This is a genomic window from Streptomyces yangpuensis, assembly GCF_024666385.1.
GTDB lineage: Bacteria > Actinomycetota > Actinomycetes > Streptomycetales > Streptomycetaceae > Streptomyces > Streptomyces yangpuensis.
Genome location: NZ_CP102514.1, coordinates 4,167,501 through 4,193,396, shown reverse-complemented (window position 1 = coordinate 4,193,396; position 25,896 = coordinate 4,167,501). Strand labels below are relative to the sequence as shown.

General features: G+C 70.1%; 23 protein-coding genes and 2 rRNA genes. 6 read left to right on the top strand and 19 right to left on the bottom strand.

Going from position 1 to position 25,896, the window contains the following annotated elements; all coding sequences use genetic code 11:
* The first annotated feature begins 83 nt into the window (after nt 1-83).
* Nucleotides 84-464 carry a hypothetical protein gene (locus NRK68_RS19175; RefSeq protein WP_183067075.1) on the top strand — a complete coding sequence of 127 codons (381 nt, stop codon included), beginning with the start codon at nt 84-86 and terminating at the stop codon, nt 462-464.
* Nucleotides 465-477: 13 nt separating this feature from the next.
* On the opposite strand, the gene hemB is transcribed toward NRK68_RS19175, so the two are convergent.
* Nucleotides 478-1,479, bottom strand: a complete 1,002-nt coding sequence (gene hemB / locus NRK68_RS19170) for a porphobilinogen synthase (protein ID WP_037918676.1) — start codon at nt 1,477-1,479, stop codon at nt 478-480.
* Nucleotides 1,480-1,603: 124 nt separating this feature from the next.
* Nucleotides 1,604-1,942, bottom strand: a complete 339-nt coding sequence (locus NRK68_RS19165) for an ATP-binding protein (RefSeq protein WP_308296340.1) — start codon at nt 1,940-1,942, stop codon at nt 1,604-1,606.
* Nucleotides 1,943-2,118: 176 nt separating this feature from the next.
* Here NRK68_RS19165 and NRK68_RS19160 point away from each other — a divergent pair, with 176 nt between their 5' ends.
* Together NRK68_RS19160 and NRK68_RS19155 are read left to right on the top strand one after the other, a co-directional pair.
* Nucleotides 2,119-2,943, top strand: a complete 825-nt coding sequence (locus NRK68_RS19160) for a helix-turn-helix domain-containing protein (protein WP_257856301.1) — start codon at nt 2,119-2,121, stop codon at nt 2,941-2,943.
* Nucleotides 2,940-3,194, top strand: a complete 255-nt coding sequence (locus NRK68_RS19155; protein ID WP_183067077.1) for a DUF397 domain-containing protein — start codon at nt 2,940-2,942, stop codon at nt 3,192-3,194. The genes NRK68_RS19160 and NRK68_RS19155 overlap by 4 nt, the downstream gene beginning before the upstream one ends.
* Here NRK68_RS19155 and NRK68_RS19150 read toward each other — a convergent pair.
* From NRK68_RS19150 to NRK68_RS19120, 7 genes are all read right to left on the bottom strand, one after another.
* Nucleotides 3,172-4,518, bottom strand: coding sequence for a HEAT repeat domain-containing protein (locus NRK68_RS19150; protein ID WP_257856300.1), 1,347 nt, complete (start codon nt 4,516-4,518; stop codon nt 3,172-3,174). The genes NRK68_RS19155 and NRK68_RS19150 overlap by 23 nt on opposite strands.
* Entirely contained in the window at nt 4,515-6,014 is a 1,500-nt protein-coding gene (locus NRK68_RS19145; protein WP_257856299.1) for a HEAT repeat domain-containing protein, read from the bottom strand. The genes NRK68_RS19150 and NRK68_RS19145 overlap by 4 nt, the downstream gene beginning before the upstream one ends.
* Before the next feature lie 171 nt (nt 6,015-6,185).
* On the bottom strand, nt 6,186-7,853 hold the full coding sequence (locus NRK68_RS19140; protein ID WP_183067080.1) for a bifunctional uroporphyrinogen-III C-methyltransferase/uroporphyrinogen-III synthase: 1,668 nt from the start codon (nt 7,851-7,853) through the stop codon (nt 6,186-6,188).
* Nucleotides 7,850-8,818 (bottom strand): hydroxymethylbilane synthase, encoded by a 969-nt coding sequence (gene hemC, locus NRK68_RS19135; RefSeq protein WP_183067081.1) that lies wholly within the window; start codon nt 8,816-8,818, stop codon nt 7,850-7,852. The genes NRK68_RS19140 and hemC overlap by 4 nt, the downstream gene beginning before the upstream one ends.
* The gene (locus NRK68_RS19130) at nt 8,815-10,524 is read right to left on the bottom strand and encodes a glutamyl-tRNA reductase (protein ID WP_257856298.1); all 1,710 of its coding nucleotides are present in this window, start codon (nt 10,522-10,524) and stop codon (nt 8,815-8,817) included. Before NRK68_RS19130 ends, hemC begins: the two co-directional genes overlap by 4 nt.
* Nucleotides 10,521-11,330: a redox-sensing transcriptional repressor Rex gene (locus NRK68_RS19125; RefSeq protein ID WP_046779396.1), complete on the bottom strand. Its 810-nt coding sequence runs from the start codon at nt 11,328-11,330 to the stop codon at nt 10,521-10,523. Before NRK68_RS19125 ends, NRK68_RS19130 begins: the two co-directional genes overlap by 4 nt.
* A gap of 272 nt (nt 11,331-11,602) precedes the next feature.
* Nucleotides 11,603-11,881, bottom strand: a complete 279-nt coding sequence (locus NRK68_RS19120; RefSeq protein ID WP_030965238.1) for a glutaredoxin family protein — start codon at nt 11,879-11,881, stop codon at nt 11,603-11,605.
* A gap of 119 nt (nt 11,882-12,000) precedes the next feature.
* Here NRK68_RS19120 and NRK68_RS19115 point away from each other — a divergent pair, with 119 nt between their 5' ends.
* The 3 genes from NRK68_RS19115 (at nt 12,001) to NRK68_RS19105 (ending at nt 15,619) form a co-directional block, all read left to right on the top strand.
* Nucleotides 12,001-12,984, top strand: a complete 984-nt coding sequence (locus NRK68_RS19115) for an HAD family hydrolase (RefSeq protein WP_257856297.1) — start codon at nt 12,001-12,003, stop codon at nt 12,982-12,984.
* Between the two features lie 371 nt (nt 12,985-13,355).
* A complete protein-coding gene (locus NRK68_RS19110; RefSeq protein WP_030665215.1) occupies nt 13,356-14,174 on the top strand; it encodes an ECF subfamily RNA polymerase sigma factor, BldN family in 819 nt (272 codons plus the stop codon).
* A gap of 236 nt (nt 14,175-14,410) precedes the next feature.
* Nucleotides 14,411-15,619, top strand: coding sequence for a DUF5667 domain-containing protein (locus NRK68_RS19105; RefSeq protein ID WP_183067084.1), 1,209 nt, complete (start codon nt 14,411-14,413; stop codon nt 15,617-15,619).
* A gap of 73 nt (nt 15,620-15,692) precedes the next feature.
* On the opposite strand, the gene NRK68_RS19100 is transcribed toward NRK68_RS19105, so the two are convergent.
* The 10 genes from NRK68_RS19100 to NRK68_RS19055 all read right to left on the bottom strand — a co-directional run bounded on the left by NRK68_RS19100 (nt 15,693) and on the right by NRK68_RS19055 (nt 25,863).
* Nucleotides 15,693-16,682: a lysophospholipid acyltransferase family protein gene (locus NRK68_RS19100; protein WP_183067085.1), complete on the bottom strand. Its 990-nt coding sequence runs from the start codon at nt 16,680-16,682 to the stop codon at nt 15,693-15,695.
* On the bottom strand, nt 16,682-17,758 hold the full coding sequence (locus tag NRK68_RS19095) for an NAD-dependent epimerase/dehydratase family protein (RefSeq protein WP_183067086.1): 1,077 nt from the start codon (nt 17,756-17,758) through the stop codon (nt 16,682-16,684). Before NRK68_RS19095 ends, NRK68_RS19100 begins: the two co-directional genes overlap by 1 nt.
* 95 nt (nt 17,759-17,853) lie before the next feature.
* Nucleotides 17,854-17,952, bottom strand: coding sequence for a 30S ribosomal protein bS22 (locus tag NRK68_RS19090; protein WP_003948845.1), 99 nt, complete (start codon nt 17,950-17,952; stop codon nt 17,854-17,856).
* 142 nt (nt 17,953-18,094) lie between these two features.
* Nucleotides 18,095-18,304: a helix-turn-helix domain-containing protein gene (locus NRK68_RS19085; protein ID WP_008738568.1), complete on the bottom strand. Its 210-nt coding sequence runs from the start codon at nt 18,302-18,304 to the stop codon at nt 18,095-18,097.
* A gap of 114 nt (nt 18,305-18,418) precedes the next feature.
* Complete coding sequence (locus tag NRK68_RS19080; protein WP_183067087.1) at nt 18,419-19,249, bottom strand: phosphatase; 831 nt, start codon at nt 19,247-19,249, stop codon at nt 18,419-18,421.
* A 94-nt stretch (nt 19,250-19,343) separates the two neighbouring features.
* The gene (locus NRK68_RS19075; RefSeq protein ID WP_257857883.1) at nt 19,344-20,507 is read right to left on the bottom strand and encodes an acetoin utilization protein AcuC; all 1,164 of its coding nucleotides are present in this window, start codon (nt 20,505-20,507) and stop codon (nt 19,344-19,346) included.
* Entirely contained in the window at nt 20,479-21,720 is a 1,242-nt protein-coding gene (locus NRK68_RS19070) for an MFS transporter (RefSeq protein ID WP_257856295.1), read from the bottom strand. Before NRK68_RS19070 ends, NRK68_RS19075 begins: the two co-directional genes overlap by 29 nt.
* Before the next feature lie 43 nt (nt 21,721-21,763).
* The gene (locus tag NRK68_RS19065) at nt 21,764-22,417 is read right to left on the bottom strand and encodes an HAD family hydrolase (protein ID WP_257856294.1); all 654 of its coding nucleotides are present in this window, start codon (nt 22,415-22,417) and stop codon (nt 21,764-21,766) included.
* A 132-nt stretch (nt 22,418-22,549) separates the two neighbouring features.
* Nucleotides 22,550-22,666 (bottom strand): 5S ribosomal RNA (rrf, locus tag NRK68_RS19060).
* A 77-nt stretch (nt 22,667-22,743) separates the two neighbouring features.
* A 23S ribosomal RNA gene (locus NRK68_RS19055) occupies nt 22,744-25,863 on the bottom strand.
* Between the last annotated feature and the right edge of the window lie 33 nt (nt 25,864-25,896).

The window sequence follows — 25,896 nt, the reverse complement described above, 5'->3', positions numbered from 1 at the left end:
CCATGAGGTTCACAGACCTCCGCGCCACGCACCTGAGTACGCGCACTCATCTCCGCTGCTCTGTCGCGGAGTTCACTGGAGGCATGAACCCGACCACGGCCCCGGCCCCGACCACGACCCCGGACACCCGCACCGACCGGCACCCGCGCGCGTTCGTCGCGCCGCTCGTCTCGACCCTGCTGACGCTGCCGATGGCGGCCGTCGCGTTCTTCTTCGTCGGGCTGGCTCCGATGGCCTGCGACTCCTGCGGGGGTGCGGTGAGCGACCGGTTCGACGACTCCTACAACCTCGCCTTTCCCGTCTTCGGGTTCGGCCTGGTGGTGGTCCTGGTCGTGCTGCTCTCCGCGTGGGCGCTGCCCTGGCGGCGGGGCAATGCCGCCGCCAGGGTGTGGCTGGCCGTGATCGCCCCGGCCGCCGTCGTCTTCGACTTCATCGTCTTCCACGGCCTCGTCGACTGGCCGTAGGACGAAAGGAGCGTCAGCGGGCCTCGCGCAGCCAGCCCGCGACCTCGGTCGCCCAGTAGGTGAGGATCGTGTCCGCGCCCGCGCGCTTGATGCCGAGGAGGGTCTCCAGGATGGCCCGGTCCCGCTCGATCCAGCCCTTCTCCGCGGCCGCCTCGATCATCGCGAACTCGCCGCTGATCTGGTACGCCGCCACCGGTACGTCCACGGCCTCCGCGACCCGGTACAGGATGTCGAGGTAGGGGCCGGCCGGCTTGACCATCACCATGTCGGCGCCCTCCTCCAGGTCGAGGGCCAGCTCCCGCAGCGACTCGCGGGCGTTCGCCGGGTCCTGCTGGTACGTCTTGCGGTCGCCCTGGAGGGAGGAGGCGACGGCCTCGCGGAAGGGGCCGTAGAAGGCGGAGGAGTACTTCGCCGTGTAGGCGAGGATCGAGACGTCCTCGTGCCCGGTCTCGTCGAGGGCGTCGCGGATGACGCCGACCTGCCCGTCCATCATTCCGCTCGGGCCGACCACGTGGACGCCCGCGTCCGCCTGGACCTGCGCCATCTCGGCGTAGCGCTCCAGCGTCGCGTCGTTGTCGACGCGGCCGTGCTCGTCGAGGACGCCGCAGTGGCCGTGGTCGGTGTACTCGTCGAGGCACAGGTCCGACATGATCACCAGGTCGTCGCCGACCTCGGCCTTCACGTCGCGGATGGCGACCTGCAGGATGCCGTCCGGCTCGGTGCCGGCCGTACCCAGCGCGTCCTTGTTCTCGTCGGCCGGGACGCCGAAGAGCATGATGCCCGCGACGCCCGCCTCGACCGCCTCCACGGCCGCCTTCCGCAGGGTGTCCCGGGTGTGCTGGACCACGCCCGGCATCGCCGAGATGGCGAGGGGCTCGCTGATGCCCTCGCGCACGAAGGCCGGGAGGATCAGGTCCGAGGGGTGCAGCCGGTTCTCGGCGACCATCCGCCGCATCGCCGGGGTGGTGCGCAGCCGGCGGGGCCGCGAACCGGGGAAGGATCCGTACGCGCTCATGTTCCAGTCGCCTCTTCGAGCATCGACAGCAGTCCCAACCAGCCTAGAGCCCGGCCGGCGGCCCGCCCGCGCCGACCGCCCTGCCCTCACCTCCCTCACCTCCCTCCCCGACCTCCCCGACCGCCTAGACGGCGAACTCGCACCACACCACCTTGCCCGGCACGCGCGGCACGGTCCCCCACCGGTCCGCGGCCGCCGCCACCAGCAGCAACCCGCGACCGCCCTCGGCCCCCGGGTCCCGGTCCGCGACGCGCGGCCGACCGCCGCCGCCGCTGTCGTGCACCTCGACCCGTACGGTCCCCTCGAACCGCAGCATCCGCAGCCGGTAGCCGCGGCCGGGCGGGACGCCGTGCATCAGGGCGTTGGTCGCCAGCTCGCTCACGCAGAGCAACACGTCGTCGTGGCGGCATGTCACACCCCACGCGTGCAATGTTTCTGCCGCGAACTCCCTGGCCGGACGCACGGTTTGGCGACTGCGGGGATAGAACCGCTCGCGCAGGAGGGCCGGTTGGATTTCCACATTCACGCGCCGATCGTCGCCCTGCGTGACTAGCGTGGAGGAGACGAGCAACCCGTACTCCTTCAGGAGTACGGGTTGGTACGGGTATCTCGCGCGCCGAGGCGGGGAGTTCAACGGACATGCCAGTACGCAAGAGGCCGCGGCCCAACGAGACCGCCATGAAGATGGTCGGCGCCCTGGTCGCCGCCGCCCGCATCGCCGCAGGACTGACCCAGCGCGCCTTCGCGGAGACCCTGCACATGGACGTCGAGACCATCGCCTCGATCGAACAGGGCCGACGGGTCCTGATGCCGAACGTCGCCGAGAAGATGGACCGCGCCCTCGGCCTGCCCGGCCTCCTGTCCGTCGTGGCGAACCGCCTCCCGGAGGTGGACATGGTCCCGGCCTGGGCCGAGGAGTACATGGAGCGGGAGGCGGAGGCCCTGGCGCTGTCCTGGTTCGACACGCTGACCGTCCCGGGGCTGCTCCAGACCGAGGCCCACGCCCGTGCGGTCCTCGGCTGCCGCGTCCCCTTCGTCGGGGAGGAGAAGATAGAGCTGCAGACCGCGCACCGGATGAAGCGCCAGCAGATCCTGCACCGCGCCGTCCCGCCCACCCTCAGCTTCGTGATCTGGGAGGCGGCCCTGCGGGACCGGATCGGCGGGGACGAGGTCCACCGGGAGCAGCTCCGGCACCTGCGCGCCTGCGCCGACCGCCCGGCCATCTCCATCCAGGTGCTGCCCCTCGGGCTCACCGCCCACGCGGGCCTCAACGGCGCCTTCACCCTCCTGGAAACACCCGAGTTCCAGCACCTCGCCTACTCGGAAACCCAGCGCGGCAGCTTCCTCGTCAGGGACCCGAACGAGGTCAGCATCCTCTCCCAGAAGTATGCGATGCTGCGGTCACAGGCCCTCAACTTGGCAGAGACCAAGGACCTGTTGGACCGGCTGGCAGGAGAGACATGAGCACCCCACTGAAGTGGTTCAAGTCCAGCTACAGCGGCAGCGAGGGTGGCCAGTGCCTGGAGGCCGCCGTCGCCTGGCGGAAGTCCTCCTACAGCGGTGACGAAGGCGGTCAGTGCGTCGAGGTCGCCGCCTGCGGCTGCGCCTGCCCCGCCGCACAAGTCCACGTCCGGGACTCCAAGGTCACCGACGGGCCCGTCCTCACTCTCGCCCCCGCCGCCTGGGCCGGGCTCACCCGCTGGGTGCGTTCCTGAGCTTCCAGCGCCACAGGCCGTCCGCCCGCGGGTCGTGCTCGAACTCCGGGCGGTCGAGCCGGCCCACGCGCGTGTACGCCCCCACCGTGCGCGGGTCGTCGCGCAGGGCCAGGCCGTAGGCGGCGCTGAGCCGGACGTCCTGGTCCTCGGCATCGAGGAGCCGTACGAGGGCCTCGGTGATCTCCGGTGACGGGTCCGCGCTCCACGCGGTGGCGTAGGCGGCGCGGCGTGCCACCTGCGCCTCGGCGTCGTCGAGCAGCGCCAGGAGCAGCGGCCGGCCCTCCGCCGGCATCCCCTCCCGGGCCAGGACCTCGACGGCAGCCGCCCGCACCCCGGCGTCCGGGTCCCGGCACAGGTTGCGTACGGCTCCGGCCGCCCGCGGGGTCAGGGGCCGGTCGAACAGGCCCGGCACCTCGCGGCGGACGCGCGCGTCGGCGTGCCCGGCGTGGCGCAGCCCGACGGCCTCGGCCTCGGCCCCGGGAAAGTCCTCGTCGGCCAGCGCCCGCAGCAGGCGGGGCAGGACGACGGGGTCGTCCTCCACCTCCACCCAGGTGCCCAGCAGCTGCAGTCGTTCCCGCTCGTACCAGGCGGCGTGCTGCGTGAGGCCGTCCGTCAGGGCGTGCATGCCGAGCACGTCGAGGACGAAGAGCCGCGGCAGCGGATCGGGGTGCCGGTGGAAGGCCACCGTCTCGGCCCAGGTCTCGGCGCTGCGCCGCACCGTCAGGGTCCACTCGGACGCCCACCAGTCGGCGTGCTCGGGGTCGCCGTGCCGTACCGCCCGGGCGACCAGTTCCGCGGGCGGCGTCAGGATCCGGAAGGCCCATTCCAGGCCGGTCAGGATCCCGCCGTGACCATCGCGCACACGCCGCCCGCCCAGGCTGTACTCGGTGAGGGTGTTGCTCTCGCCCTCTCGGACGGCCTGCGCACGGACCGGGCCGGGATCCCTCGTCAGGCGGCGGAGCCTGCCCGCCCCGCCCTCCTCGTACCAGCCGCGGGCCACCTCCAGCAGTTCCTCGCGCCGCTCCGGGGCGAGCCGTAGCCGTGGCTCGCTGCCGAGGACGGCTTCGAACACCGCCGGGGAGCCGCCCTCGATCGCCCGCAGGAGCGGCGTCGTGCCGTCCGGCAGTCGCCGGTCCGGGTCCGCGCCTGCCTCCACCAAAAGCTCGGCGACCCCGTACGCGTACGTCTCCACCGCCCCGCACAGCACCGGCAGTCCGTCCTCCGCCGCCGAGTCGGGGCAGGCGCCCGCGTCGAGCAGGTCGCGTACCCGCTCGGCATCGGCCGCCCGTACCGCCGCCGCCAGTGCGGCGTCCCGCTCCGTCATCCGTTCCCGTTCCCGTTCCCGTTTCCATTCCCTGCGTGGGGCAACGCCTCATTGCGTCCGCGCCAGTCTTCGAGCGCGTTCGCCCGGTGGTCGGGCCGGTGGATCGGGCCGAGCTCCTCCACCCGCGCGTACGCCTCCGGGGTGCGAGGGTCGTCCCGCCGGGCCAGGCCGTAGGCTCCGACCAGGCGCAGGATGCGGTCGTCGGTGTCCAGGAGAGACAGCAGCAGCTCCGTGGCGTCGGCCGTGCGGTCGTCGGACTCGGCCAGGGCCTCGGCGGCTCCCCCGCGCAGCGGGCTGTGCGGGTCGCGGACCAGGTCCCGTACGACAGCCCGGGGTCCGTCCAGGTCTTGGCGTTCGTCCCCGACCAGGATCAGCGCGGCTTGGAGGCGCACCTCGGCATCCGCATCGTGTGTCAGGGCCCGTAGCGCAGCAGCGGCCTCGACCGTCAGGTGCCGGTCGGGCCACCAGAGGCAGCCGGACACCATCCGGCGCACCAGCGGATCGGGGTGGCCGGCGTGCCGGAGGCCGATGGCCTCCAGCCGGGGGTGTTCCTCGGCGTGCTCGGTGAGGGCCCGGAGCACCTCGGCGAGGACCACGGCGTCCGTCTCCGTCTCCGCCCAGGCGGCGAGGAAGTCGCGGTCTTCCGCGTGATGCGGGTACGCCGTGCCCTTCAGGAAGTACTGCCGGGACCCCAGCACGTCGGCGGCGAAGCGCCGATGGTCCGCGGACGGATGGTGCCGCAGGGACGTCACCAGTTCCCGGGCTTCCTCGTCGGAGCGTCTGCCCAGCCGGCTGCTGGACTCGTGCCAGTCCACGTGGCCGGGGTCGGGGTGCCGGACGGCGCGGGCCACCAGTTCCGTCAGCGGGGTCGGGACGCCGAAGGCCGCCTCCAGGGTGGTCAGGACGGCGCCGTGTCCGGCGCGGACGGTCCGCCCGCCGAGCGTGATCTGCTCGACCTCGTGCCAGTCGTCGTGGACGGTCGAGGTCTTCGCCGGGCCGGTGGCGCCGGTGCGGCGGCGCAGTTCCGCCTCCGCGCCCGTCTCGTACCAGTGGCGGGCCGCGGCGAGCAGCCGCTCGCGCACCGGCCGCGCCAGGGGCAGTTCCGGCGCCGGGAGGTACTGCCCCCACAGCAGCGCCGTGACCGTGGCCGGGGAGCCGCCCTCGACGGCCCGCAGCAGCGGGGTCGTTCCGTCCGGCAGTACCTGGTGGGGGTCGGCCCCTGCCGTTACGAGGGCTGCGACGGGCCTGTGGGCGAACGCGGCCACCATTGTCCACAGCACGGGCGCGCCGTCCGCGCCCACCGCGTCGGGATCGGCTCCGGCGCGCAGCAGGGCCTCGGCGATCTCCTCTTCGCCTGCGGCCACCGCCGTGCACAGCACCGGCAGGCCGTCCTCGTCAGCCGCGTCGGGATTACCCCCGCGCCACAGCAGGGCGTCGACCTCCCGGAGGTTCCCTGCCCGAACCGCCGCCACCAGTTGCGCGTCCCCGTCCGCCATTCCGCTCCCCCGTGTCCCCGTTCCGTCCGGCGGTGATCCTTTCCGGACAGCGGCCCGCCGCACAACGGGATTACGCGCGAGGGGCCCGGGCGCGGAATCGCTCCGCACCCGGGCCCCTTACCCGTTCCGTCAGACCTGTCCGGCCGGCTAAGCCACTCACACCCGAGTCACTCACGTCGTACGGCGACGACGTGCGCCCGGGCGGCGTTCGCTCGGCCGGAACACCGTCTCGCCGGCCGCCTTGGCCGCCTCGCGGCGCGCCGCGCCGTACTCGGCGAGGGCCTCCGCCAGCTTCGACACCGACGGCTCCGGAGACAGGACGTCGACCCGCAGGCCGTGTTCCTCGGCGGTCTTGGCCGTCGCCGGCCCGATACAGGCGATGACCGTCACGTTGTGCGGCTTGCCCGCGATGCCGACCAGGTTGCGGACGGTCGAGGACGACGTGAAGAGAACGGCGTCGAAGCCGCCGCCCTTGATCGCCTCGCGCGTGTCCGCCGGCGGCGGCGACGCGCGCACGGTCCGGTAGGCGGTGACGTCGTCGACCTCCCACCCGAGCTCGATCAGCCCGGCGACCAGCGTCTCCGTCGCGATGTCGGCGCGCGGCAGGAAGACGCGGTCGATCGGGTCGAAGACCGGGTCGTACGGCGGCCAGTCCTCCAGCAGCCCGGCCGCGGACTGCTCGCCGCTCGGCACGAGGTCCGGCTTCACGCCGAACTCCACCAGCGAGGCCGCGGTCTGCTCGCCCACCGCGGCGACCTTGATGCCCGCGAAGGCGCGCGCGTCGAGCCCGTACTCCTCGAACTTCTCGCGGACGGCCTTGACGGCGTTGACCGAGGTGAAGGCGATCCACTCGTAGCGGCCCGTCACCAGGCCCTTGACCGCGCGCTCCATCTGCTGCGGGGTGCGCGGCGGCTCCACGGCGATCGTCGGCACCTCGTGCGGCACCGCGCCGTAGGAACGCAGCTGGTCGGAGAGCGAAGCGGCCTGCTCCTTCGTCCGCGGTACGAGGACCCGCCAGCCGAACAGCGGCTTCGACTCGAACCAGGACAGGTCCTCGCGGCGCGCGGCGGCGCCGTGCTCGCCGACCACGCATATGACGGGGCGGGAGCCCTCGGGCGAGGGCAGGACCTTGCCCTGCTTGAACACCTGGGCGATCGTGCCCAGGGTCGCAGACCAGGTCCGCTGGCGCGTGGTCGTACCGGAGACCGTCACCGTCAGCGGGGTGTCGGGCTTGCGCCCGGCGCTCACCAGCTCGGCGGCGGCGGCCGAGGCGGTCTCCAGCGTCGCGGAGACGACGAGGATCCCGTCGCTCGTCCCGGCCTCGCTCCAGCAGCGCGCCGACGCGGTCTTCGCGTCGACGAACCGCACGTCCGCGCCCTGCTTGTCGCGCAGCGGGACACCGGCGTACGCGGGCACGCCGACGGCGGTCGCGACGCCGGGCACGACCTCGAAGGGGATCCCTGCGGTCGCGCACGCGAGCATCTCGTCGGCGGCGTTGCCGTCGAGTCCGGGGTCGCCCGTGACGGCACGCACGACCCGCCTGCCGGAGCGTGCGGCCTCCATGACAAGATTGGCCGCATCCCGGATCACCGGGACCCCGGCGGCTGCTGACAACTCGTCAGCTACCGTCAGCTGCGGCGTGTCGACACCCGCGCGCGCATGCGTCCGTACGACCTCGAGCACCTCGGGCTCCGCGATCAGTACGTCCGCGGCGGCGAGCGCCTCGACGGCGCGCAGCGTCAGCAGACCCGGGTCGCCCGGGCCTGCGCCGAGGAAGGTGACGCGTCCGTGGGCGGCGACGGCCGGGAAGGCGGAGGTGGTCGGACTTGAGGGGTTCAAAGCGATCGCTCCCCCATCAGACCGGCCGCGCCCTTGGCCAGCATCTCGTCCGCGAGTTCGCGGCCGAGCGCCATGGCGTCGTCGTACGACTGGGGCACGGGACCGGTGGTGGACAGCTGCACCAGCGTCGTGCCGTCGAGGGTTCCGACGACGCCGCGCAGGCGCATTTCATTGACAATCCGTCCGTCGGCCAGCAGGTCGGCGAACGCGCCCACGGGTGCGCTGCAGCCGGCCTCCAGGGCGGCGAGCAGAGAACGCTCCGCGGTCACGGCGGCCCGGGTGTGCGGGTCGTCGAGCCTGCTGAGCACGGCGATGAGGTCCGTGGAGGACGCGGGGCACTCCACGGCCAGGGCTCCCTGGCCGGGGGCGGGGAGGATGCTGTCGACGGACAGCAGTTCGGTGGCCTCGTCGCCGCGGCCGATCCGGTTCAGGCCGGCGGCCGCGAGGACGACGGCGTCGAGCTCGCCGTCGCGCACGAATCCGATGCGGGTGTCGACGTTGCCGCGGATGGGCACCGTCTCGATCCGCTTGCCGAGCGAGCGCGCGAGGTGGTTGAGCTGGGCGGTGCGGCGGGGCGAGCCGGTGCCGATGCGGGCGCCGTCGGGCAGCTGCTCGAAGGTCAGGCCGTCGCGGGCGACGAGCGCGTCGCGGGCGTCCTCGCGCTGCGGCATGGCCGCGATGACGAGGTCGTCGGGCTGCGTGGTCGGCAGGTCCTTCAGCGAGTGCACGGCGAAGTCGACCTCGCCGCGCAGCAGTGCGTCGCGCAGGGCGGTGACGAACACACCGGTCCCGCCGATCTGGGCGAGGTGCTCGCGCGAGACGTCGCCGTACGTCGTGATCTCCACGAGTTCGACGGGCCGGCCGGTGAGCGCCCGGACCGCGTCGGCGACGTGCCCCGACTGGGACATGGCCAGCTTGCTCCGCCGCGTACCGAGCCGCAGCGGCTGGTCGGGACGTGTGTTCATGATGCCCGTCCTGGGTCGTCGTCGTTCTTCGGATCGGCCGCGTCCGCCCGGCTGACGGAAGCAACCGTCTGAGGGTCGAGGTCGAAGAGTTCGCGCAGTGCGTCGGCGTACCCGGCGCCGCCGGGCTCGCTCGCGAGCTGCTTGACGCGCACGGTCGGCGCGTGGAGGAGTTTGTCCACGACGCGGCGTACGGTCTGGGTGACTTCGGCGCGCTGTCGCTCGTCGAGGTCGGGGAGCCGCCCGTCGAGGCGGGCCACTTCCATGGCCACGACCTCGGCCGCCATGGCGCGCAGGGCGACGACGGTGGGCGTGATGTGGGCGGCCCGCTGGGCCGCGCCGAAGGCGGCGACCTCCTGGGCGACGATCCCGCGTACGGCGTCGACGTCGGCCGCCATCGGGGCGTCGGCGGACGCCTCGGCGAGGGATTCGATGTCCACCAGCCGGACGCCGGGGATCCGGTGCACGGCGGCGTCGATGTCCCTGGGCATGGCCAGGTCGAGCAGCGCGAGCCGTACGTCGGTGGCGTGGGCCTGCGTACGGGCGCTGCGGCGGGGCTGTCGCTGTGCGGCGGCCTCGCCCTGGTCGGCCCAGGTCCCGTGCAGTTCGAGGGAGCTGGCGTCGACGCCGGTCAGCGCGGAGCGCCCGTCGGGCCCGACGGGGCAGCCGTCGGCCTCGGGGGCGGTGATGGTCCGCACGGCGCCGGCATCGGCCAGCCGCGCGCCGGCCTCGGCGGCGGCGACCAGCCGGGCGAGCACATCGGCGTCCAGCCCGGCCACATCCGGCCCGGCCGAATCCAGCCCCGCCGCCGAACCGGCGACGGGGGCCACATCCAGCCCCGCCGGCTTTTGGGGCGCGGGGTCCGGTGCGGAGCCCCAGGACACGGCGGCGAGCACGTCGTCGGCGGTCAGCACCAGCCCGGTGGCTCCGGTGCAGGACACGACCACGTCGACTCGTGTCAGCTCATCGGCGACCTCGGCCATCGGGATGGCCGAGGCCCGCACTCCCGTGCCTGAGGCAACCAGAATCTCCGCCAGTCGTTCCGCCCGCTCGGCGGTCCGGTTCGCCACGGCGATCTCGGCGATGCCGACCCGCGCGAGGGTGGCCGCGGCCAGCGAGGACATCGATCCGGCGCCGATGACGAGGGCCCGCTTGCCGGACGCCCACTCGGCGACGGGCGTGTGCACCGCGAGCTGCTCCAGCCCGAAGGTCACCAGCGACTGGCCGGCGCGGTCGATGCCGGTCTCGGAGTGCGCCCGCTTGCCGACCCGCAGCGCCTGCTGGAACAGGTCGTTGATCAGCCGGCCGGCGGAGTGCTGTTCCTGGCCCAGCGCGAGGGCGTCCTTGATCTGGCCGAGGATCTGCCCCTCGCCGACGACCATGGAGTCCAGCCCGCACGCCACCGAGAACAGGTGGTGCACCGCCCGGTCCTCGTAGTGCACGTACAGGTACGGGGTGAGCTCCTCCAGCGCGACTCCACTGTGCTGGGCGAGCAGCGTGGACAGCTCGGCGACGCCGGCGTGGAACTTGTCCACGTCCGCGTACAGCTCGATGCGGTTGCACGTGGCGAGCACGGTCGCCTCCGTCGCCGGTTCGGCGGCGAGGGTGTCGTGCAGCAGCTTGACCTTGGTGTCGGCCGACAGCGAGGCGCGCTCCAGCACGCTCACCGGTGCGCTGCGGTGGCTCAGCCCGACGACGAGCAGGCTCATGCCGGCATCACCGCCGGGACATCACCCTCGGGGCCGCCCTTGCGCGCTTCGGCGGTGGTGCGTCCGGCCGGCGGCACGACGGCCGCGGCGGGGGCGGCGCCGCCCACGGCGGAGCCGGGCTCGGTGGCGGCAGCGGCGGCCTCCTCGCCGGCCTTGCGCTGCTCGTGGAAGGCGAGGATCTGGAGCTCGATGGAGAGGTCGACCTTGCGCACGTCCACGCCGTCGGGCACGGACAGCACGGTCGGCGCGAAGTTCAGGATGGAGGTGACCCCGGCCGCGATCAGCCGCTCGCTGACCTGCTGGGCGGCGCCGGCGGGCGTCGCGATGACGCCGATCGAGACGCCGTTCTCCTCGATGATCTTTTCGAGGTCGTCGGTGTGCTGGACGGCCATGCCGGCGACCGGCTTGCCGGCCATCGCCGGGTCGGCGTCGATCAGCGCGGCCACGCGGAACCCGCGGGCGGAGAAGCCGCCGTAGTTGGCGAGGGCGGCGCCGAGGTTACCGATGCCGACGATCACTACCGGCCAGTCCTGGGTCAGGCCGAGCTCACGGGAGATCTGGTAGACGAGGTACTCGACGTCGTAGCCGACACCGCGGGTGCCGTAGGAGCCGAGGTAGGAGAAGTCCTTGCGCAACTTGGCGGAGTTGACTCCGGCCGCGGCCGCGAGTTCCTCGGAGGACACCGTGGGGACCGATCGCTCGGAGAGCGCGGTCAGGGCACGCAAGTACAGCGGAAGCCGGGCGACAGTGGCCTCGGGAATACCTCGGCTGCGGGTCGCCGGTCGGTGAGTTCGGCCAGTTGCCACGATGCTCCTGCGGGATGAGCGGGGCTGCAGGCGGCCTCTTGTCCCAGGACCGCCCCGTCGACAGCAGGCTATGCCTTTGTGAACGCGTGCACAAAGATTGTGTCCGCTTTGTCCGACCAAAGTGACCGGGGTCACGCGACATCGGCACGCAATCCCGGAACCGACGGCACGCCGAACCCGTTCAAATACCAAAGGGGGCAAAACCGTGCACACTCCTCACAGATACGCCCCCAGACCCCGCAAATCGCCCATGATGGTAACCGGGCGGGGGGTCAGGCTCCCAACGCCCGCCGGAGCCGGTCCGGGTTCACCCTCCAGAAGGTGTGCTGTTCGCCGTCAACCAGGACCACCGGAATCTGCTCCCAGTGGAGCCGGTAGAGCTCCGCATCCTGTGAAATGTCCTTCTTCTCCCATTGCGCCCCGGTCTCGGCGCAGACCTTCGCGACGACCTCCTCGGCCTCGTCACACAGGTGGCACCCCGGCTTCCCGATGAGCGTCACCAGGCGCTCGCCGGGACTCTTCTTCTCTTTACGGCGCAACAAAGGGCTCATCTCCCCATTCTCCCGCGCCCCCGCCGCCCGCCCGTTCGGTCCGTCGGCGACGCGAAGAGTTAACGCCTCCGTTTCCCATCGGTTCGGGAACTCCCGAACACAGTGGCTATGCTCGCGTCATGGCCGCTCCCGGATGGCTCACCCCGCGCAGGCGCTCCGCCACCGCACGTAGCGTGCTGGCCGGGGAGGCCTCGGCCGAAGCCGCCCGCAAGACCGCGCTGACCGGGCCCGAAGGCCCCGCCGAGGCCGCGCCCGAAGAAGCCCACGCCGAACTCCTCGAAGCGCCGGCAGCGGTCGAAGGTCCCGCGGAGCCCGTCTTCCCGGTCGCCGGCGACGACCTCGCCGCCGCCTTCTTCGACCTCGACAACACCGTCATGCAGGGCGCCGCGATCTTCCACTTCGGCCGCGGCCTCTACAAGCGCGAGTTCTTCCGGCGCCGCGAACTCGCCCGCTTCGCCTGGCAGCAGGCCTGGTTCCGGCTCGCCGGCGTCGAGGACCCCGAGCACATGCAGGACGCCCGCGACAGCGCCCTGTCCATCGTCAAGGGCCACAAGGTCTCCGAACTGATGACCATCGGCGAGGAGATCTACGACGAGTACATGGCCGAGCGGATCTGGCCGGGCACCCGCGCCCTGGCCCAGGCCCACCTCGACGCCGGACAGAAGGTGTGGCTCGTCACCGCCGCACCCGTGGAGACCGCCACCATCATCGCCCGCCGGCTCGGGCTGACCGGCGCCCTGGGCACCGTCGCCGAATCCGTCGACGGCGTCTACACCGGCCGCCTGGTCGGCGAACCGCTGCACGGCCCCGCCAAGGCCGAGGCGGTCCGCGCCCTGGCCGCCGCCGAGGGCCTCGAACTCGAACGCTGCGCCGCCTACAGCGATTCGCACAACGACATCCCGATGCTGTCGCTGGTCGGACACCCGTACGCGATCAATCCCGACACAAAACTGCGCAAGCATGCCCGGATCAACGACTGGCGGCTGCGCGACTATCGGACCGGCCGCAAGGCCGTGAAGGTGGGCGTCCCGGCGGCCGCCGGAGTGGGCGCCATCGCGGGCGGCGCAGCCGCCGCCATCGCCCTGCACCGACGCCGCAAGTAACCACTCCGGACCCAGGCCCAGGCCACACCGCGCCCGCGAGCGCCGGCGCCACCGTCCGCCCCGGCCACGGGCATTCGCTCACCCTTACCCGCGCCCCGGGCGCGGCACTCCACGCCGCCCGACTCGGTCGCGCGCCCCCGTGGAAGCGTCCATTCCGCGCACCCAAGCGATCAAGAATCGATCACCAACCGCGACCGAATATGCCCTCGACACGCAACAGAAGTGTCGGAACCGGTGATTTGTGCAACTGGGTGTAGCGCTGCCTGTACGAAGCGTTATTCTCCTCAGACGCATGCCACCGCTCACCTGTCGCCACGACGGGTGAACGGTCCCGCACTGCACGTGATGGAAGCTCTGCCTCTGGGAGTCCCGTGTACCCACCTGTCGGGGTTGACGCCTCGGGCCTGGCTCAGCTGCGCGCAACGGTCCTCGACCACCTGCGCGGCTTCGTCCCCACCGCGTACACCGCCCCCGCCTTCGCCGCCGCGGTTCCTGCCGGCCTCGGCCCGGCCGGTCCCTGCTACGCCCTGACCGACGGCGGGGCGACGGTGGGCAGACGAGGCCGCTCGGCCGCCGGAGGCTCGAACGGCGCGGCCGGCACGGGCACCCAGGCCGCCCCCCGCCGTCCCCTGGCGGACAGCGACCAGGCCCGCATGATGGACCTGGTCGAGCGCGCCCAGGCCGGAGAGGCCGAGGCCTTCGGCCGCCTGTACGACCAGTACAGCGACACGGTCTACCGCTACATCTACTACCGCGTCGGCGGCAAGGCGACCGCGGAGGATCTCACCAGCGAGACCTTCCTGCGCGCCCTGCGCCGCATCTCCACCTTCACCTGGCAGGGCCGCGACTTCGGCGCCTGGCTCGTGACGATCGCCCGGAACCTGGTGGCGGACCACTTCAAGTCCAGCCGCTTCAGGCTGGAGGTCACCACCGGAGAGATGCTCGACGCCAACGAGGTGGAGCGCAGCCCCGAGGACTCCGTCCTGGAGTCCCTTTCCAACGCGGCCCTGCTGGAGGCCGTACGGAAACTCAATCCGCAGCAGCAGGAGTGCGTGACCCTGCGCTTCCTGCAGGGTCTCTCGGTCGCCGAGACGGCCCGGGTGATGGGGAAGAACGAGGGCGCCATCAAGACGCTCCAGTACCGGGCGGTCCGCACCCTGGCCCGCCTCCTCCCCGAAGACGCCCGCTGACGGACCCGTCCAGACAATCTCCCCGACCTCACATTCGGTGACCCCTCGATGACGCTGTGGTCCGATCATCCTTCGTCCGTAACCCAACTGCCGCGACGCTCGTTGTGCGGAATGCAGGCTCCCTGTGGACACGCCCTGCCCGAAGCCGCTCACACGAAAGTGTGGACGTGCTCAAGGAAGGCAACCTTCCGGACACCTTGGGGAGTCGATCGTCATGACGAGAGGAGGTGCCGCCAGTGATCGCGAACGTGACCCCGCACCGGCGGGCGAACGCCTTCGCCCAGGCCCTGGAGGATCGGAACCCATCCGACCTTTCGGAACCGGACCCGGCGGCCGAGCAGTCCGAGGCACCTGCCGAATCTGCCGACCACGACCGGTTGTTGGCCCTGGCGAGCGTGCTCGGCGAACGGATGCCGCGCCCATCGCTGGACCCCGAGGTCAAAGTGGTGCAGCGAGCCCAGCTCGTTGCCGCCATGGAGGCCATGGTGCTGGAGGAGAGGGCCGGGGGCGGTGCCGCCTCGGACCCTCAGGTGCCCGAACAGCGGACCGGCCGCGGCGCCCACCGGGCGACCCCGCTCCGGAAATTGCGGCCCCGCTCCCGCTGGTCCAAGGGCATCGCAGCGGGCGGCCTCACCGTGGGTGTGGCCGCAGGGGCCTTCAGCGGAGTGGCCGCTGCCAGTTCCGACGCCCTGCCCGGTGACCACCTCTACCCCGTGAAACGGGGCATGGAGGACCTGAAGCTGGGCATGGCCGACGACGACGCGGAGCGCGGCGAGCTCTATCTCGACCGTGCCTCCAACCGTCTGTCGGAAGCCCGCAGGCTGATGGAGCGCGGCCGGACCGGCACCCTGGACCACGAGTCCCTGGGCGCGATCCGCCGGGCGCTGTCCGGCGTCAAGCACGACGCGGAAGAGGGCCACCGCCTCCTCCAGGCCGCGTACGACCGGGACGGCTCCCTCGGCCCGATCCAGACTCTGTCGTCGTTCTCCCGCTCGCACCGCGACACCTGGGGCAAGCTGCGCGAGAAGCTCCCCGTGCAACTCACCGACGTCGGCGGTGAAGTGGACTCGGTCTTCCAGGCCATAGACGAAGACGTGGCGCCGCTCCAGAGCCTGCTCCCCAAGCCACCCGAGCAGACCCGCGGCGGCAGCGGCTCGTCGGGCTCCCCCGCCAAGCCCGACCCGTCGAACGGTGCCAAGCACTCCGCCCCCGCCGGCGGCACGCCGTCCGGCAGCAGCTCCGCGCCGTCCCCCTCGGGCAGCACCCGGACACCGGCCGACGGCGGCCTCCTCGGCGGTACGGGCGACCTGCTCAACCCGCCCGCAGGCCAGTCGGCGCAGCCCCCCGCGGGCACCCAGGAGAGTCCGAAGCCGGAGATCACCCTCCCGCCCCTGCTCCCGGGGCTCCTCCCGGGCCTGGGCCTCGGCGCGGAGGACGCGGAGTAACAGCAGGCGGAAACAGTGGTGGGCCGGGGCAGCGCCCCGGCCCACCACTGTCGCAGCACGTCAGAAGTAGACGTCAGAAGAAGACGGATCTCCGCTGCACGAGCAGCTTGTAGAGCGTGTGCTGGATCTGCTCCCGCACCTGGTCCGTCAGGTTGAACATCAGCATCGGGTCCTCCGCCGCCTCTGCGGCGTACCCGTCGGTCGGGATCGGCTCACCGAACTGGATCGTCCACTTCGTCGGCAGCGGCACCGCACCCAGCGGCCCCAGCCACGGGAACGTGGGCGTGATCGGGAAGTACGGGACCCCCAGCAGCCGCGCCAGCGTCTTCGCGTTCCCGACCATGGGGTAGATCTCCTCCGCCCCCACGATCGAGCAGGGCACGATCGGCGTGCCCGCCCGCAGCGCCGTCGACACGAACCCGCCCCGCCCGAAGCGCTGGAGCTTGTACCGGTCCCCGAACGGCTTCCCTATCCCCTTGAAGCCCTCCGGCATGACACCGACCAGTTCCCCGGCCTCCAGCAGCCGCTGCGCGTCCTCCGCGCACGCCAGCGTGTGCCCCGCCTTGCGGGCCAGCTCGTTCACCACCGGCAGCATGAAGACCAGGTCCGCCGCCAGCAGCCGCAAGTGACGCTCCGCCGGGTGGTGGTCGTGCACGGCCACCTGCAGCATCAGGCCGTCCAGCGGCAGCGTCCCGGAGTGGTTCGCCACGATCAGCGCACCGCCCTCCGCCGGGATGTTCTCGATGCCCTTGACCTCGACCCGGAAGTACTTGTCGTACAGCGGCCGCATGAGGGACATCAGGACCTGGTCCGTCAGCTCCTTGTCGTAGCCGAAGTCGTCGACCTCGTACTCCCCGGTGACCCGCCGGCGCAGGAACGCCAGCCCGCCGGCGATCCGCCGGTCCCAGCCGTCGCCGCGCTCCGCCGGGGCGGGCGCCGGCTCCGGCGCGGCAGCGGCCGTCTCCGGCTCCACCGGCTCGGGCGCCGGCACCGCCCGCACCCGGCGGGGCATCCGCCGGCGCGGCCGGTCCTCGTCGAACGGAATGACCTTGGCGTCCGCCACTATCGCTTCGCTCCTTCAACCGTGTCGACGTCGTCCCGCGGGCCGTCCGCGTCCAGCATGGCCGCCACCCGGTCCACGGCCCGTCCGACCCGCTCGGGCGGCAGCAGTCCGTTGCCGCGGCTCCGTGCGAAGTCCGCGAAGGTCTCGGTGGTCGTGTAGAGCGGCTCAAAGCCGAGGACCTCGCGCATCTGTGTGGTCTCCACGACCCGGCCGTGCGTGAGCAGCCTCATCTGCTCGGGCGAGAAGTCGGTGATCCCGACCGCCCGCAGCGCGGACCCCACCCAGGTGAGCGCCGGCAGCAACAGCGGCAGCGTGGGCCGCCCCAGCCGCCGCGAGCACTGCGACAGCAGCAGTACGCCGTCACCCGCGATGTTGAAGGTCCCGCTGTTCAGCGTCCCGCGCCGGGGCTCCTGCGCGGCCAGCCGCAGCACCTCCAGCACGTCGTCCTCGTGCACGAACTGCAGCCGCGGGTCGTAGCCCAGGACGGTCGGCATGACCGGCATCGAGAAGTACTCGGCGAGCGCCGAGTCGGCGAAGGGCCCCAGGATGTTCGCGAACCGCAGCACGCACACCGCGACGTCCGGCCGCCGGCGCGCGAAGCCCCGTACGTAGCCCTCGACCTCGGCGGCGTCCTTGGCGAAGCCGCCCGACGGCAGCGACTTCGGCGGTGTGGTCTCGGTGAAGACGGCCGGATCCCGCGGGGCGCCCCCGTACACGCTGGTACTGGACTTCACCACGAGCCGCCGCACCGTGGGGGACTTCTGGCAGGCTCCGAGGAGCTGCATCGTCCCGATGACGTTGGTCTCCTTGACGGCGCTGTGCGCACCGCCCCCGACCGGCCGGCCTCCCGTGACCGCCAGATGGACCACCGTGTCCACGGCGTGCTCGGCGAGGACCCTGGCGATCGACGACTGCCTGATGTCCGTACGGACGAACTCCGCCGACCCCAGCCGGTGCGGCGGCGTCGCGGCGTCCACCGCGATCACCCGCTCGACCTCCGGGTCGCGCTGGATCCGGCGCACGAAGCGGCCGCCCAGCTGCCGGGCAGCCCCGGTGACGAGCACGACCTTCCCCACGAGCTCAGCGCCTCCCTCGAAGAAGTACCCGGCTGCACCGCAGCCCCTCCACCAAGAATGGTGGAGGGGCTGCGGAGAACACGTACAGCTGCCGTTTACTTCTTGTTACGGCGCTGGACGCGGGTGCGCTTGAGCAGCTTGCGGTGCTTCTTCTTGGCCATCCGCTTGCGCCGCTTCTTGATAACAGAGCCCACGACTACCCTCGCTCACTTCTCTTCACTGGTGCGGGGCGTCTGGGCCCACACGACCTACGTCGGCCTAGCCTACCCGCCCGAGCTCCGAGCCCGTAATCCGAGTGCTTCCCCGGGGTTACGAAGGAGTCGGGGTCCGTCAGTCTCAGGCCGACTCCACCCCCACATAGGACTCTCGGAGGTACTCGTGGACCGCGTTCTCGGGGACCCGGAAGGACCGGCCCACCCGGATTGCGGGCAGATGACCGTTGTGCACCAGCCGGTACACGGTCATCTTCGACACTCGCATCACCGAGGCGACCTCCGCCACGGTCAGGAACTGAACCTCACTGAGAGGCCTCTCGCCAGCAGCCATGACACACCTTGACCTTCCGCGCATGACGGGCACCGGCTTCCCCTCCGGTTACTCCTCGTCGTCGCACGCTCACTCCCCAGAGTAGGGGCGCGTGATACGAGTGGGGAAGAGGAGCTACGGCCACTCCTGTCGCCCCGTCAGACTCGCCCGGCCCAGCACATACCGGGCGAGCGGATGGTAGTAGTCCGATCGCACCGCGTCATCAAGCGGAACGGCCACCGACACCCGCCCCTCCGCCTCCCCCACGAACAGCGCGGGATCATCGGTGTCCGCCAGCCCGATCGCCTCCACGCCGAGCTGACCTGCACCGCAGACCCAACCGTGGTCCCCCACCACCAGGTCCGGCAGCGGCCCGCCGGCCTCCGCGAGGGCCCCCAGAGCCACCCGAACCGGCAGCGGCGAATGACTGTGCACGCCGGTCGCACTCCCCGGCGCCCGCACGCCGGGTTCCCGCACCAGTGCGACCCCCCGTACGTAGGCGATGCGGTGCGTGCGTACGCCGAACCGGGTCGTCATGTCGACACATGCCCCCTGCGCCGGGGTGAGGACAACACATCCCGCCGCCGACATCGCCTCGGCCAAACCGGCGTAGAAACCCAGGAGCCGATGCGGATGACCCGTCCCGAACAGCACGCACGACCCCGCCGTCGCCGCCTCCCGCAATCGCCCCGCGAACGCCTCCAACGCGGCCACCGTCCGCTCCGGATCGATCACGTCCGGCCCGCTGACGTGCGAAGGGTCCGCCGAGACACCGCACTTGTCCGCCATCAGCCTCAGCAGGTCACCCTCGCCCCAGCCCCGCTCGGGATCCAGCCCCAGCAGCACCCGCGGATCCCGCGCCGCGAACAGCCGGTAGCTGCGCAGGCTCTCCTCCCGGGAGGTGGCGACGGGCCCGGCCAACCGGGCGGCCAGCAGATGCGCACGCAACGCGCCGGTGCTCAACACCCTCCGATGCTCCCCCACCCCACCTGCCGGGTCATCAATTACGCCGAACAGCCCCACAGTTGGCGTAACGATGCATCAACGGCCGCACCGGCACTCAGGTCAGCATGCCGCGCAACGGGAAGACCGCCCTCCGGGTGGCGAGAACGGCCTGATCCGTTCGGTCCGCCGGGTCGTAGCCCGCGTCCCAGTCCCGCCACGACGGGCTCCGCCCGTCCGTCATCCGCCCGTCCGTCATCCGCCCGGGCGCCAACTGCCGCGTCCGCGCGTACACCTCGTCGCGCCACGAGGCCGGGACGGGCGTGTGCGGATCCACCGGCCGGTGCGCGGCGATCGCCACCAGATGCGTCCACGACCGCGGGACGACGTCCACCACCGCGTACCCGCCGCCGCCCAGCGCCAGCCACCGCCCGTCCGCACAGCTGTGGGCCAGCTCGTGACAGGCCTCCTGCACGGCCCGCTGGGCGTCCAGGGACACCGCCAGGTGCGCGAGGGGGTCCTCGAAGTGGGTGTCGGCCCCGTGCTGGGTCACCAGCACCTGCGGCCGGAGGTCCGCCAGCAGCTCCGGCACCGTCGCGTGGAACGCCCGCAGCCATCCCTCGTCACCCGTGCCGGCCGGCAGCGCCACGTTCACCGCCGACCCCTCCGCCGCCGGGCCCCCGGTCTCCTCCGGCCAGCCCGTCTGCGGGAACAGCGTCCGCGGATGCTCGTGCAGCGAGATCGTCAGCACCCGCGGGTCGTCCCAGAAGGCGGCCTGCACGCCATCCCCGTGGTGGACGTCCACGTCCACGTACGCGACCCGTTCCGCACCCAGCTCCAGCAGCCGGGCGATGGCCAGCGACGCGTCGTTGTACACGCAGAAACCGGCCGCGCCGCCCGGCATGGCGTGGTGCAGCCCGCCGGCGAAGTTCACGGCGTGACCGGCCTCGCCGCGCCAGACCGCCTCGGCGCCTGCCACCGACTGGCCGGCGATCAGCGCGGACGCCTCGTGCATCCCGGGGAAGGCCGGATCGTCCACCGTGCCCAGCCCGTACGAGCCGTCGGCGGCACCCGGGTCGGCCGACACCGCGCGCACCGCGGCGACGTAGTCCTCCCGGTGGACGAGCCGCAGCGTCGACTCCCCGGCCGGCCGGGCCGCCCGCACCTCCATCTCCCGGTCGAGCCCGAAGGCACGCACCAGGCCCATGGTCAGCGCCAGGCGCACCGGGTCCATCGGATGGCTCGGTCCGAAGTCATACCCCGTTACCGCCTCGTCCCACATCAACAGCCCGGTCACCGGCTCGCCGCTCATGGTCGACACCGTATCGGGCCTCCCGCGGCCCGAACGAGCGGACATGGAACAGCGTGATCAGGACGAGGACCATCGGCACCAGCATCGCGCCCCGGTAGCTCCAGGCGTCGCCGACCGCACCGACGAGCGGCGACCCGATCAGGAACCCGACGTAGTTGAAGATGTTCAGCCGCGCCACCGCCGTGTCGGAAGAACCGGGGAACAACCGCCCCGCGGCCGCGAAGGTCTGCGGCACGATCACGCACAGCCCGATCCCCAGCAGCGTGAAGCCGAGCATCCCCGCCCACACCCCCGGCGCGGCCGCCACCACGGCGAACCCCGCGGCGGCGAGCAGGGTCCCGCAGCGCACCACGGCCACGGCCCCGAACCGCCGCACACCCAGGTCCCCCACGGCCCGCCCCACGAGCGTCGTCACCATGTAGACGTTGTAGGGGACGGTCGCCGTCTGCTCCGAGCTCCCGAGCACGTCCTGGAGGTACTTGGCACTCCAGTTCGCGACCGTCGAGTCACCGATGTACGCGCACGCCATCACCAGGCAGAGCGGCAGCAGGAGCGAGAACCCGCCGGGACCCAGCCCCTTCTCCGGCAGACGCTGCGGATCCATGCGCTCCGTCCGGTCCGTCCGGTCGGCGTAGTACCGGCTGCCGAGCAGCACGAGCGGCACCAGCACGGCCACGGCCGGCAGGTAGCTGACGAACAGGCCCAGATGCGCGTGCGCCCCGTACCAGGCCGCCGACGCCCCCAGGATCCCGCCCAGGCTGTACGCGGCGTGGAAGCCCAGCATGATGCTGCGCCCGTACGCATGCTGCAGGCTGACCCCGAGCATGTTCATCGAGGCGTCCAGCGCACCCACCGACAGCCCGAACGCCCCCAGGGCCACCGCCACATGCCACAACCGCTCGCCGGCGCCCACCCCGAGCAGGGACAGGAGGACCAGCGGCTGGGCCCACCGCAGGACGACACCGGGCGCGACGCGCTTGACCAGGTGCTCGGTACCGACGCTGGCCACACCCGCGAGGACCGGGACGGCGGCGAGGAAGACGGGCAGCAGGCCGTCGGATATCCCGTACCGGTCCTGGATGGCCGGGATCCGGGTGACGAGCAGGGCGAAGGTGACGCCCTGCACGAAGAAGCTGAATCCCAGGGCGCCGCGGCCGCGCCGCAGCCGCACATCATCCGTCATGGCGGGTCAGCGTAGGCCCCGGTGCTACCCGTGGGTAGAGAGATCACACGGGAAGTTGCAGGATCAGCGGGAGCTGCATCATGTCGCCGAAGTAGCCGGTGGCCCCGGGAAGTTGTTCCGCGGGCAGCAGGGCGGTGTATCCGTACACGTCCATCCCGGCGGCAGCGGCGGCCTCGATCCCGCGCGGGCTGTCGTCGATGACGACGCATCGCGCGGGCTCGACGCCCATCTGCCGTGCGGCGTGCAGGCAGAGGTCGGGTGCCGGATTGCCCTCCCCCACGTCGTCGGCGCTGAAGATCCACTCTTCTTCGAACCATCCGTCGAGGCCGGCGACCCGATGCGCCACCCGGATCCGCTCGTGACTGCCGGAGGAGACCAGGCAGTACCCGATCCCGTGGGCGGTCAGCGCCCCCAGGACCTCCTCCACTCCGGGAACGGGCTTCAGCTCCTGCTCGAACGCGGCGCAGGTCCGCGCGTGCAGCGTCTCGTCGAAGTCCGCCGGCAGCCGCTCCCCGGTCCGCTCCTGGACGAGGTCGTGCACCCGGTGCACGGCGGCGCCCATGTAGTCGCGGACCGCCTCCTCGTAGGTGGTCGGGTGCCCCAGCTCGGTCAGGTACCCGGCGAGGACGTTGTTGGCGAGCGGCTCGCTGTCCACCAGCACGCCGTCGTTGTCGAAGATGACAAGGTCGTAGCCCATACCCACACATTACGGAGGAATCGGAAGCCGCACGGTTCCGCCGTGCCCACCTCGGCACGGGGTCACCCGACCGGCCCGTGAACGCAGAAAAGCCCCGCACCATGACTGGTGCGGGGCTTTCCCACAATGATTGTTCGGCGGCGTCCTACTCTCCCACAGGGTCCCCCCTGCAGTACCATCGGCGCTGAAAGGCTTAGCTTCCGGGTTCGGAATGTAACCGGGCGTTTCCCTAACGCTATGACCACCGAAACACTATGAAATTCGAACGCTGGCTGACATCACAGCTGTTCGTTATTTCAGAACTAACACAGTGGACGCGAGCAACTGAGGACAAGCCCTCGGCCTATTAGTACCAGTCAGCTTCACCCGTTACCGGGCTTCCACATCTGGCCTATCAACCCAGTCGTCTACTGGGAGCCTTACCCTCTCAAGGAGGTGGGAATACTCATCTTGAAGCAGGCTTCCCGCTTAGATGCTTTCAGCGGTTATCCCTCCCGAACGTAGCCAACCAGCCATGCCCTTGGCAGGACAACTGGCACACCAGAGGTTCGTCCGTCCCGGTCCTCTCGTACTAGGGACAGCCCTTCTCAATATTCCTACGCGCACAGCGGATAGGGACCGAACTGTCTCACGACGTTCTAAACCCAGCTCGCGTACCGCTTTAATGGGCGAACAGCCCAACCCTTGGGACCGACTCCAGCCCCAGGATGCGACGAGCCGACATCGAGGTGCCAAACCATCCCGTCGATATGGACTCTTGGGGAAGATCAGCCTGTTATCCCCGGGGTACCTTTTATCCGTTGAGCGACGGCGCTTCCACAAGCCACCGCCGGATCACTAGTCCCGACTTTCGTCCCTGCTCGACCCGTCGGTCTCACAGTCAAGCTCCCTTGTGCACTTACACTCAACACCTGATTGCCAACCAGGCTGAGGGAACCTTTGGGCGCCTCCGTTACCCTTTGGGAGGCAACCGCCCCAGTTAAACTACCCATCAGACACTGTCCCTGATCCGGATCACGGACCGAGGTTAGACATCCAGCACGACCAGAGTGGTATTTCAACGGCGACTCCACACCAACTGGCGTTGATGCTTCAAAGTCTCCCACCTATCCTACACAAGCCGAACCGAACACCAATATCAAACTGTAGTAAAGGTCCCGGGGTCTTTCCGTCCTGCTGCGCGAAACGAGCATCTTTACTCGTAGTGCAATTTCACCGGGCCTATGGTTGAGACAGTCGAGAAGTCGTTACGCCATTCGTGCAGGTCGGAACTTACCCGACAAGGAATTTCGCTACCTTAGGATGGTTATAGTTACCACCGCCGTTTACTGGCGCTTAAGTTCTCAGCTTCGCAACCCCGAAAGGTCACTAACCGGTCCCCTTAACGTTCCAGCACCGGGCAGGCGTCAGTCCGTATACATCGCCTTACGGCTTCGCACGGACCTGTGTTTTTAGTAAACAGTCGCTTCTCGCTGGTCTCTGCGGCCACCCCCAGCTCACCAAGCAAGTTGGATCACCAGTGATGGCCCCCCTTCTCCCGAAGTTACGGGGGCATTTTGCCGAGTTCCTTAACCATAGTTCACCCGAACGCCTCGGTATTCTCTACCTGACCACCTGAGTCGGTTTAGGGTACGGGCCGCCATGAAACTCGCTAGAGGCTTTTCTCGACAGCATAGGATCATCCACTTCACCACAATCGGCTCGGCATCAGGTCTCAGCCTTGTATGAGGGACGGATTTGCCTACCCCTCGGCCTACACCCTTACCCCGGGACAACCACCGCCCGGGCTGGACTACCTTCCTGCGTCACCCCATCGCTTACCTACTACAAGTCTGGTTCGTCGGCTCCACCACTTTCCTTTCCCCGAAGGGTCCGGAACGGCTTCACGGACTTAGCATCGCCTGATTCGATATTGGGCGTTTCAAAGCGGGTACCGGAATATCAACCGGTTGTCCATCGACTACGCCTGTCGGCCTCGCCTTAGGTCCCGACTTACCCTGGGCAGATCAGCTTGACCCAGGAACCCTTAGTCAATCGGCGCACACGTTTCTCACGTGTGTATCGCTACTCATGCCTGCATTCTCACTCGTGAACCGTCCACAACTAGCTTCCGCTGCTGCTTCACCCGGCACACGACGCTCCCCTACCCATCACAGCGGGCGTTGGCCCTATAGCTGCAATGACACGACTTCGGCGGTACGCTTGAGCCCCGCTACATTGTCGGCGCGGAATCACTTGACCAGTGAGCTATTACGCACTCTTTCAAGGGTGGCTGCTTCTAAGCCAACCTCCTGGTTGTCTCTGCGACTCCACATCCTTTCCCACTTAGCGTACGCTTAGGGGCCTTAGTCGATGCTCTGGGCTGTTTCCCTCTCGACCATGGAGCTTATCCCCCACAGTCTCACTGCCGTGCTCTCACTTACCGGCATTCGGAGTTTGGCTAAGGTCAGTAACCCGGTAGGGCCCATCGCCTATCCAGTGCTCTACCTCCGGCAAGAAACACACGACGCTGCACCTAAATGCATTTCGGGGAGAACCAGCTATCACGGAGTTTGATTGGCCTTTCACCCCTAACCACAGGTCATCCCCCAGGTTTTCAACCCTGGTGGGTTCGGTCCTCCACGAAGTCTTACCTCCGCTTCAACCTGCCCATGGCTAGATCACTCCGCTTCGGGTCTAGAGCGTGCAACTCAATCGCCCTGTTCGGACTCGCTTTCGCTACGGCTTCCCCACACGGGTTAACCTCGCTACACACCGCTAACTCGCAGGCTCATTCTTCAAAAGGCACGCAGTCACGAGATGCAGCAAGCTGCATCCGACGCTCCCACGGCTTGTAGGCACACGGTTTCAGGTACTATTTCACTCCGCTCCCGCGGTACTTTTCACCATTCCCTCACGGTACTATCCGCTATCGGTCACCAGGGAATATTTAGGCTTAGCGGGTGGTCCCGCCAGATTCACACGGGATTTCTCGGGCCCCGTGCTACTTGGGAAATGAGCAAGCAAGCCGTACAGATTTCAGCTACGGGGGTCTTACCCTCTACGCCGGACCTTTCGCATGTCCTTCGCCTATCCATACGGTTTCTGACTCGCCTCACAGCCGGCAGACCGTGAAAGCTCACTCCCACAACCCCGCATGCGCAACCCCTGCCGGGTATCACACGCATACGGTTTGGCCTCATCCGGTTTCGCTCGCCACTACTCCCGGAATCACGGTTGTTTTCTCTTCCTGAGGGTACTGAGATGTTTCACTTCCCCTCGTTCCCTCCACACTGCCTATGTGTTCAGCAGCGGGTGACAGCCCATGACGACTGCCGGGTTTCCCCATTCGGACACCCCCGGATCAAAGCTCAGTTGGCAGCTCCCCGGGGCCTATCGCGGCCTCTCACGTCCTTCATCGGTTCCTGGTGCCAAGGCATCCACCGTGCGCCCTTAAAAACTTGGCCACAGATGCTCGCGTCCACTGTGTAGTTCTCAAA

Coding starts and splice junctions, on each gene's coding strand:
- NRK68_RS19175 (WP_183067075.1), top strand. CDS start 84: ATGAACCCGACCACGGCCCCGGCCCCGACCACGACCCCGGACACCCGC.
- hemB (WP_037918676.1), bottom strand. CDS start 1,479: ATGAGCGCGTACGGATCCTTCCCCGGTTCGCGGCCCCGCCGGCTGCGC.
- NRK68_RS19160 (WP_257856301.1), top strand. CDS start 2,119: ATGCCAGTACGCAAGAGGCCGCGGCCCAACGAGACCGCCATGAAGATG.
- NRK68_RS19155 (WP_183067077.1), top strand. CDS start 2,940: ATGAGCACCCCACTGAAGTGGTTCAAGTCCAGCTACAGCGGCAGCGAG.
- NRK68_RS19150 (WP_257856300.1), bottom strand. CDS start 4,518: ATGACGGAGCGGGACGCCGCACTGGCGGCGGCGGTACGGGCGGCCGAT.
- NRK68_RS19145 (WP_257856299.1), bottom strand. CDS start 6,014: ATGGCGGACGGGGACGCGCAACTGGTGGCGGCGGTTCGGGCAGGGAAC.
- hemC (WP_183067081.1), bottom strand. CDS start 8,818: ATGAACACACGTCCCGACCAGCCGCTGCGGCTCGGTACGCGGCGGAGC.
- NRK68_RS19130 (WP_257856298.1), bottom strand. CDS start 10,524: ATGAGCCTGCTCGTCGTCGGGCTGAGCCACCGCAGCGCACCGGTGAGC.
- NRK68_RS19120 (WP_030965238.1), bottom strand. CDS start 11,881: ATGAGCCCTTTGTTGCGCCGTAAAGAGAAGAAGAGTCCCGGCGAGCGC.
- NRK68_RS19115 (WP_257856297.1), top strand. CDS start 12,001: ATGGCCGCTCCCGGATGGCTCACCCCGCGCAGGCGCTCCGCCACCGCA.
- NRK68_RS19085 (WP_008738568.1), bottom strand. CDS start 18,304: ATGGCTGCTGGCGAGAGGCCTCTCAGTGAGGTTCAGTTCCTGACCGTG.
- NRK68_RS19075 (WP_257857883.1), bottom strand. CDS start 20,507: ATGTGGGACGAGGCGGTAACGGGGTATGACTTCGGACCGAGCCATCCG.
- NRK68_RS19070 (WP_257856295.1), bottom strand. CDS start 21,720: ATGACGGATGATGTGCGGCTGCGGCGCGGCCGCGGCGCCCTGGGATTC.
- NRK68_RS19065 (WP_257856294.1), bottom strand. CDS start 22,417: ATGGGCTACGACCTTGTCATCTTCGACAACGACGGCGTGCTGGTGGAC.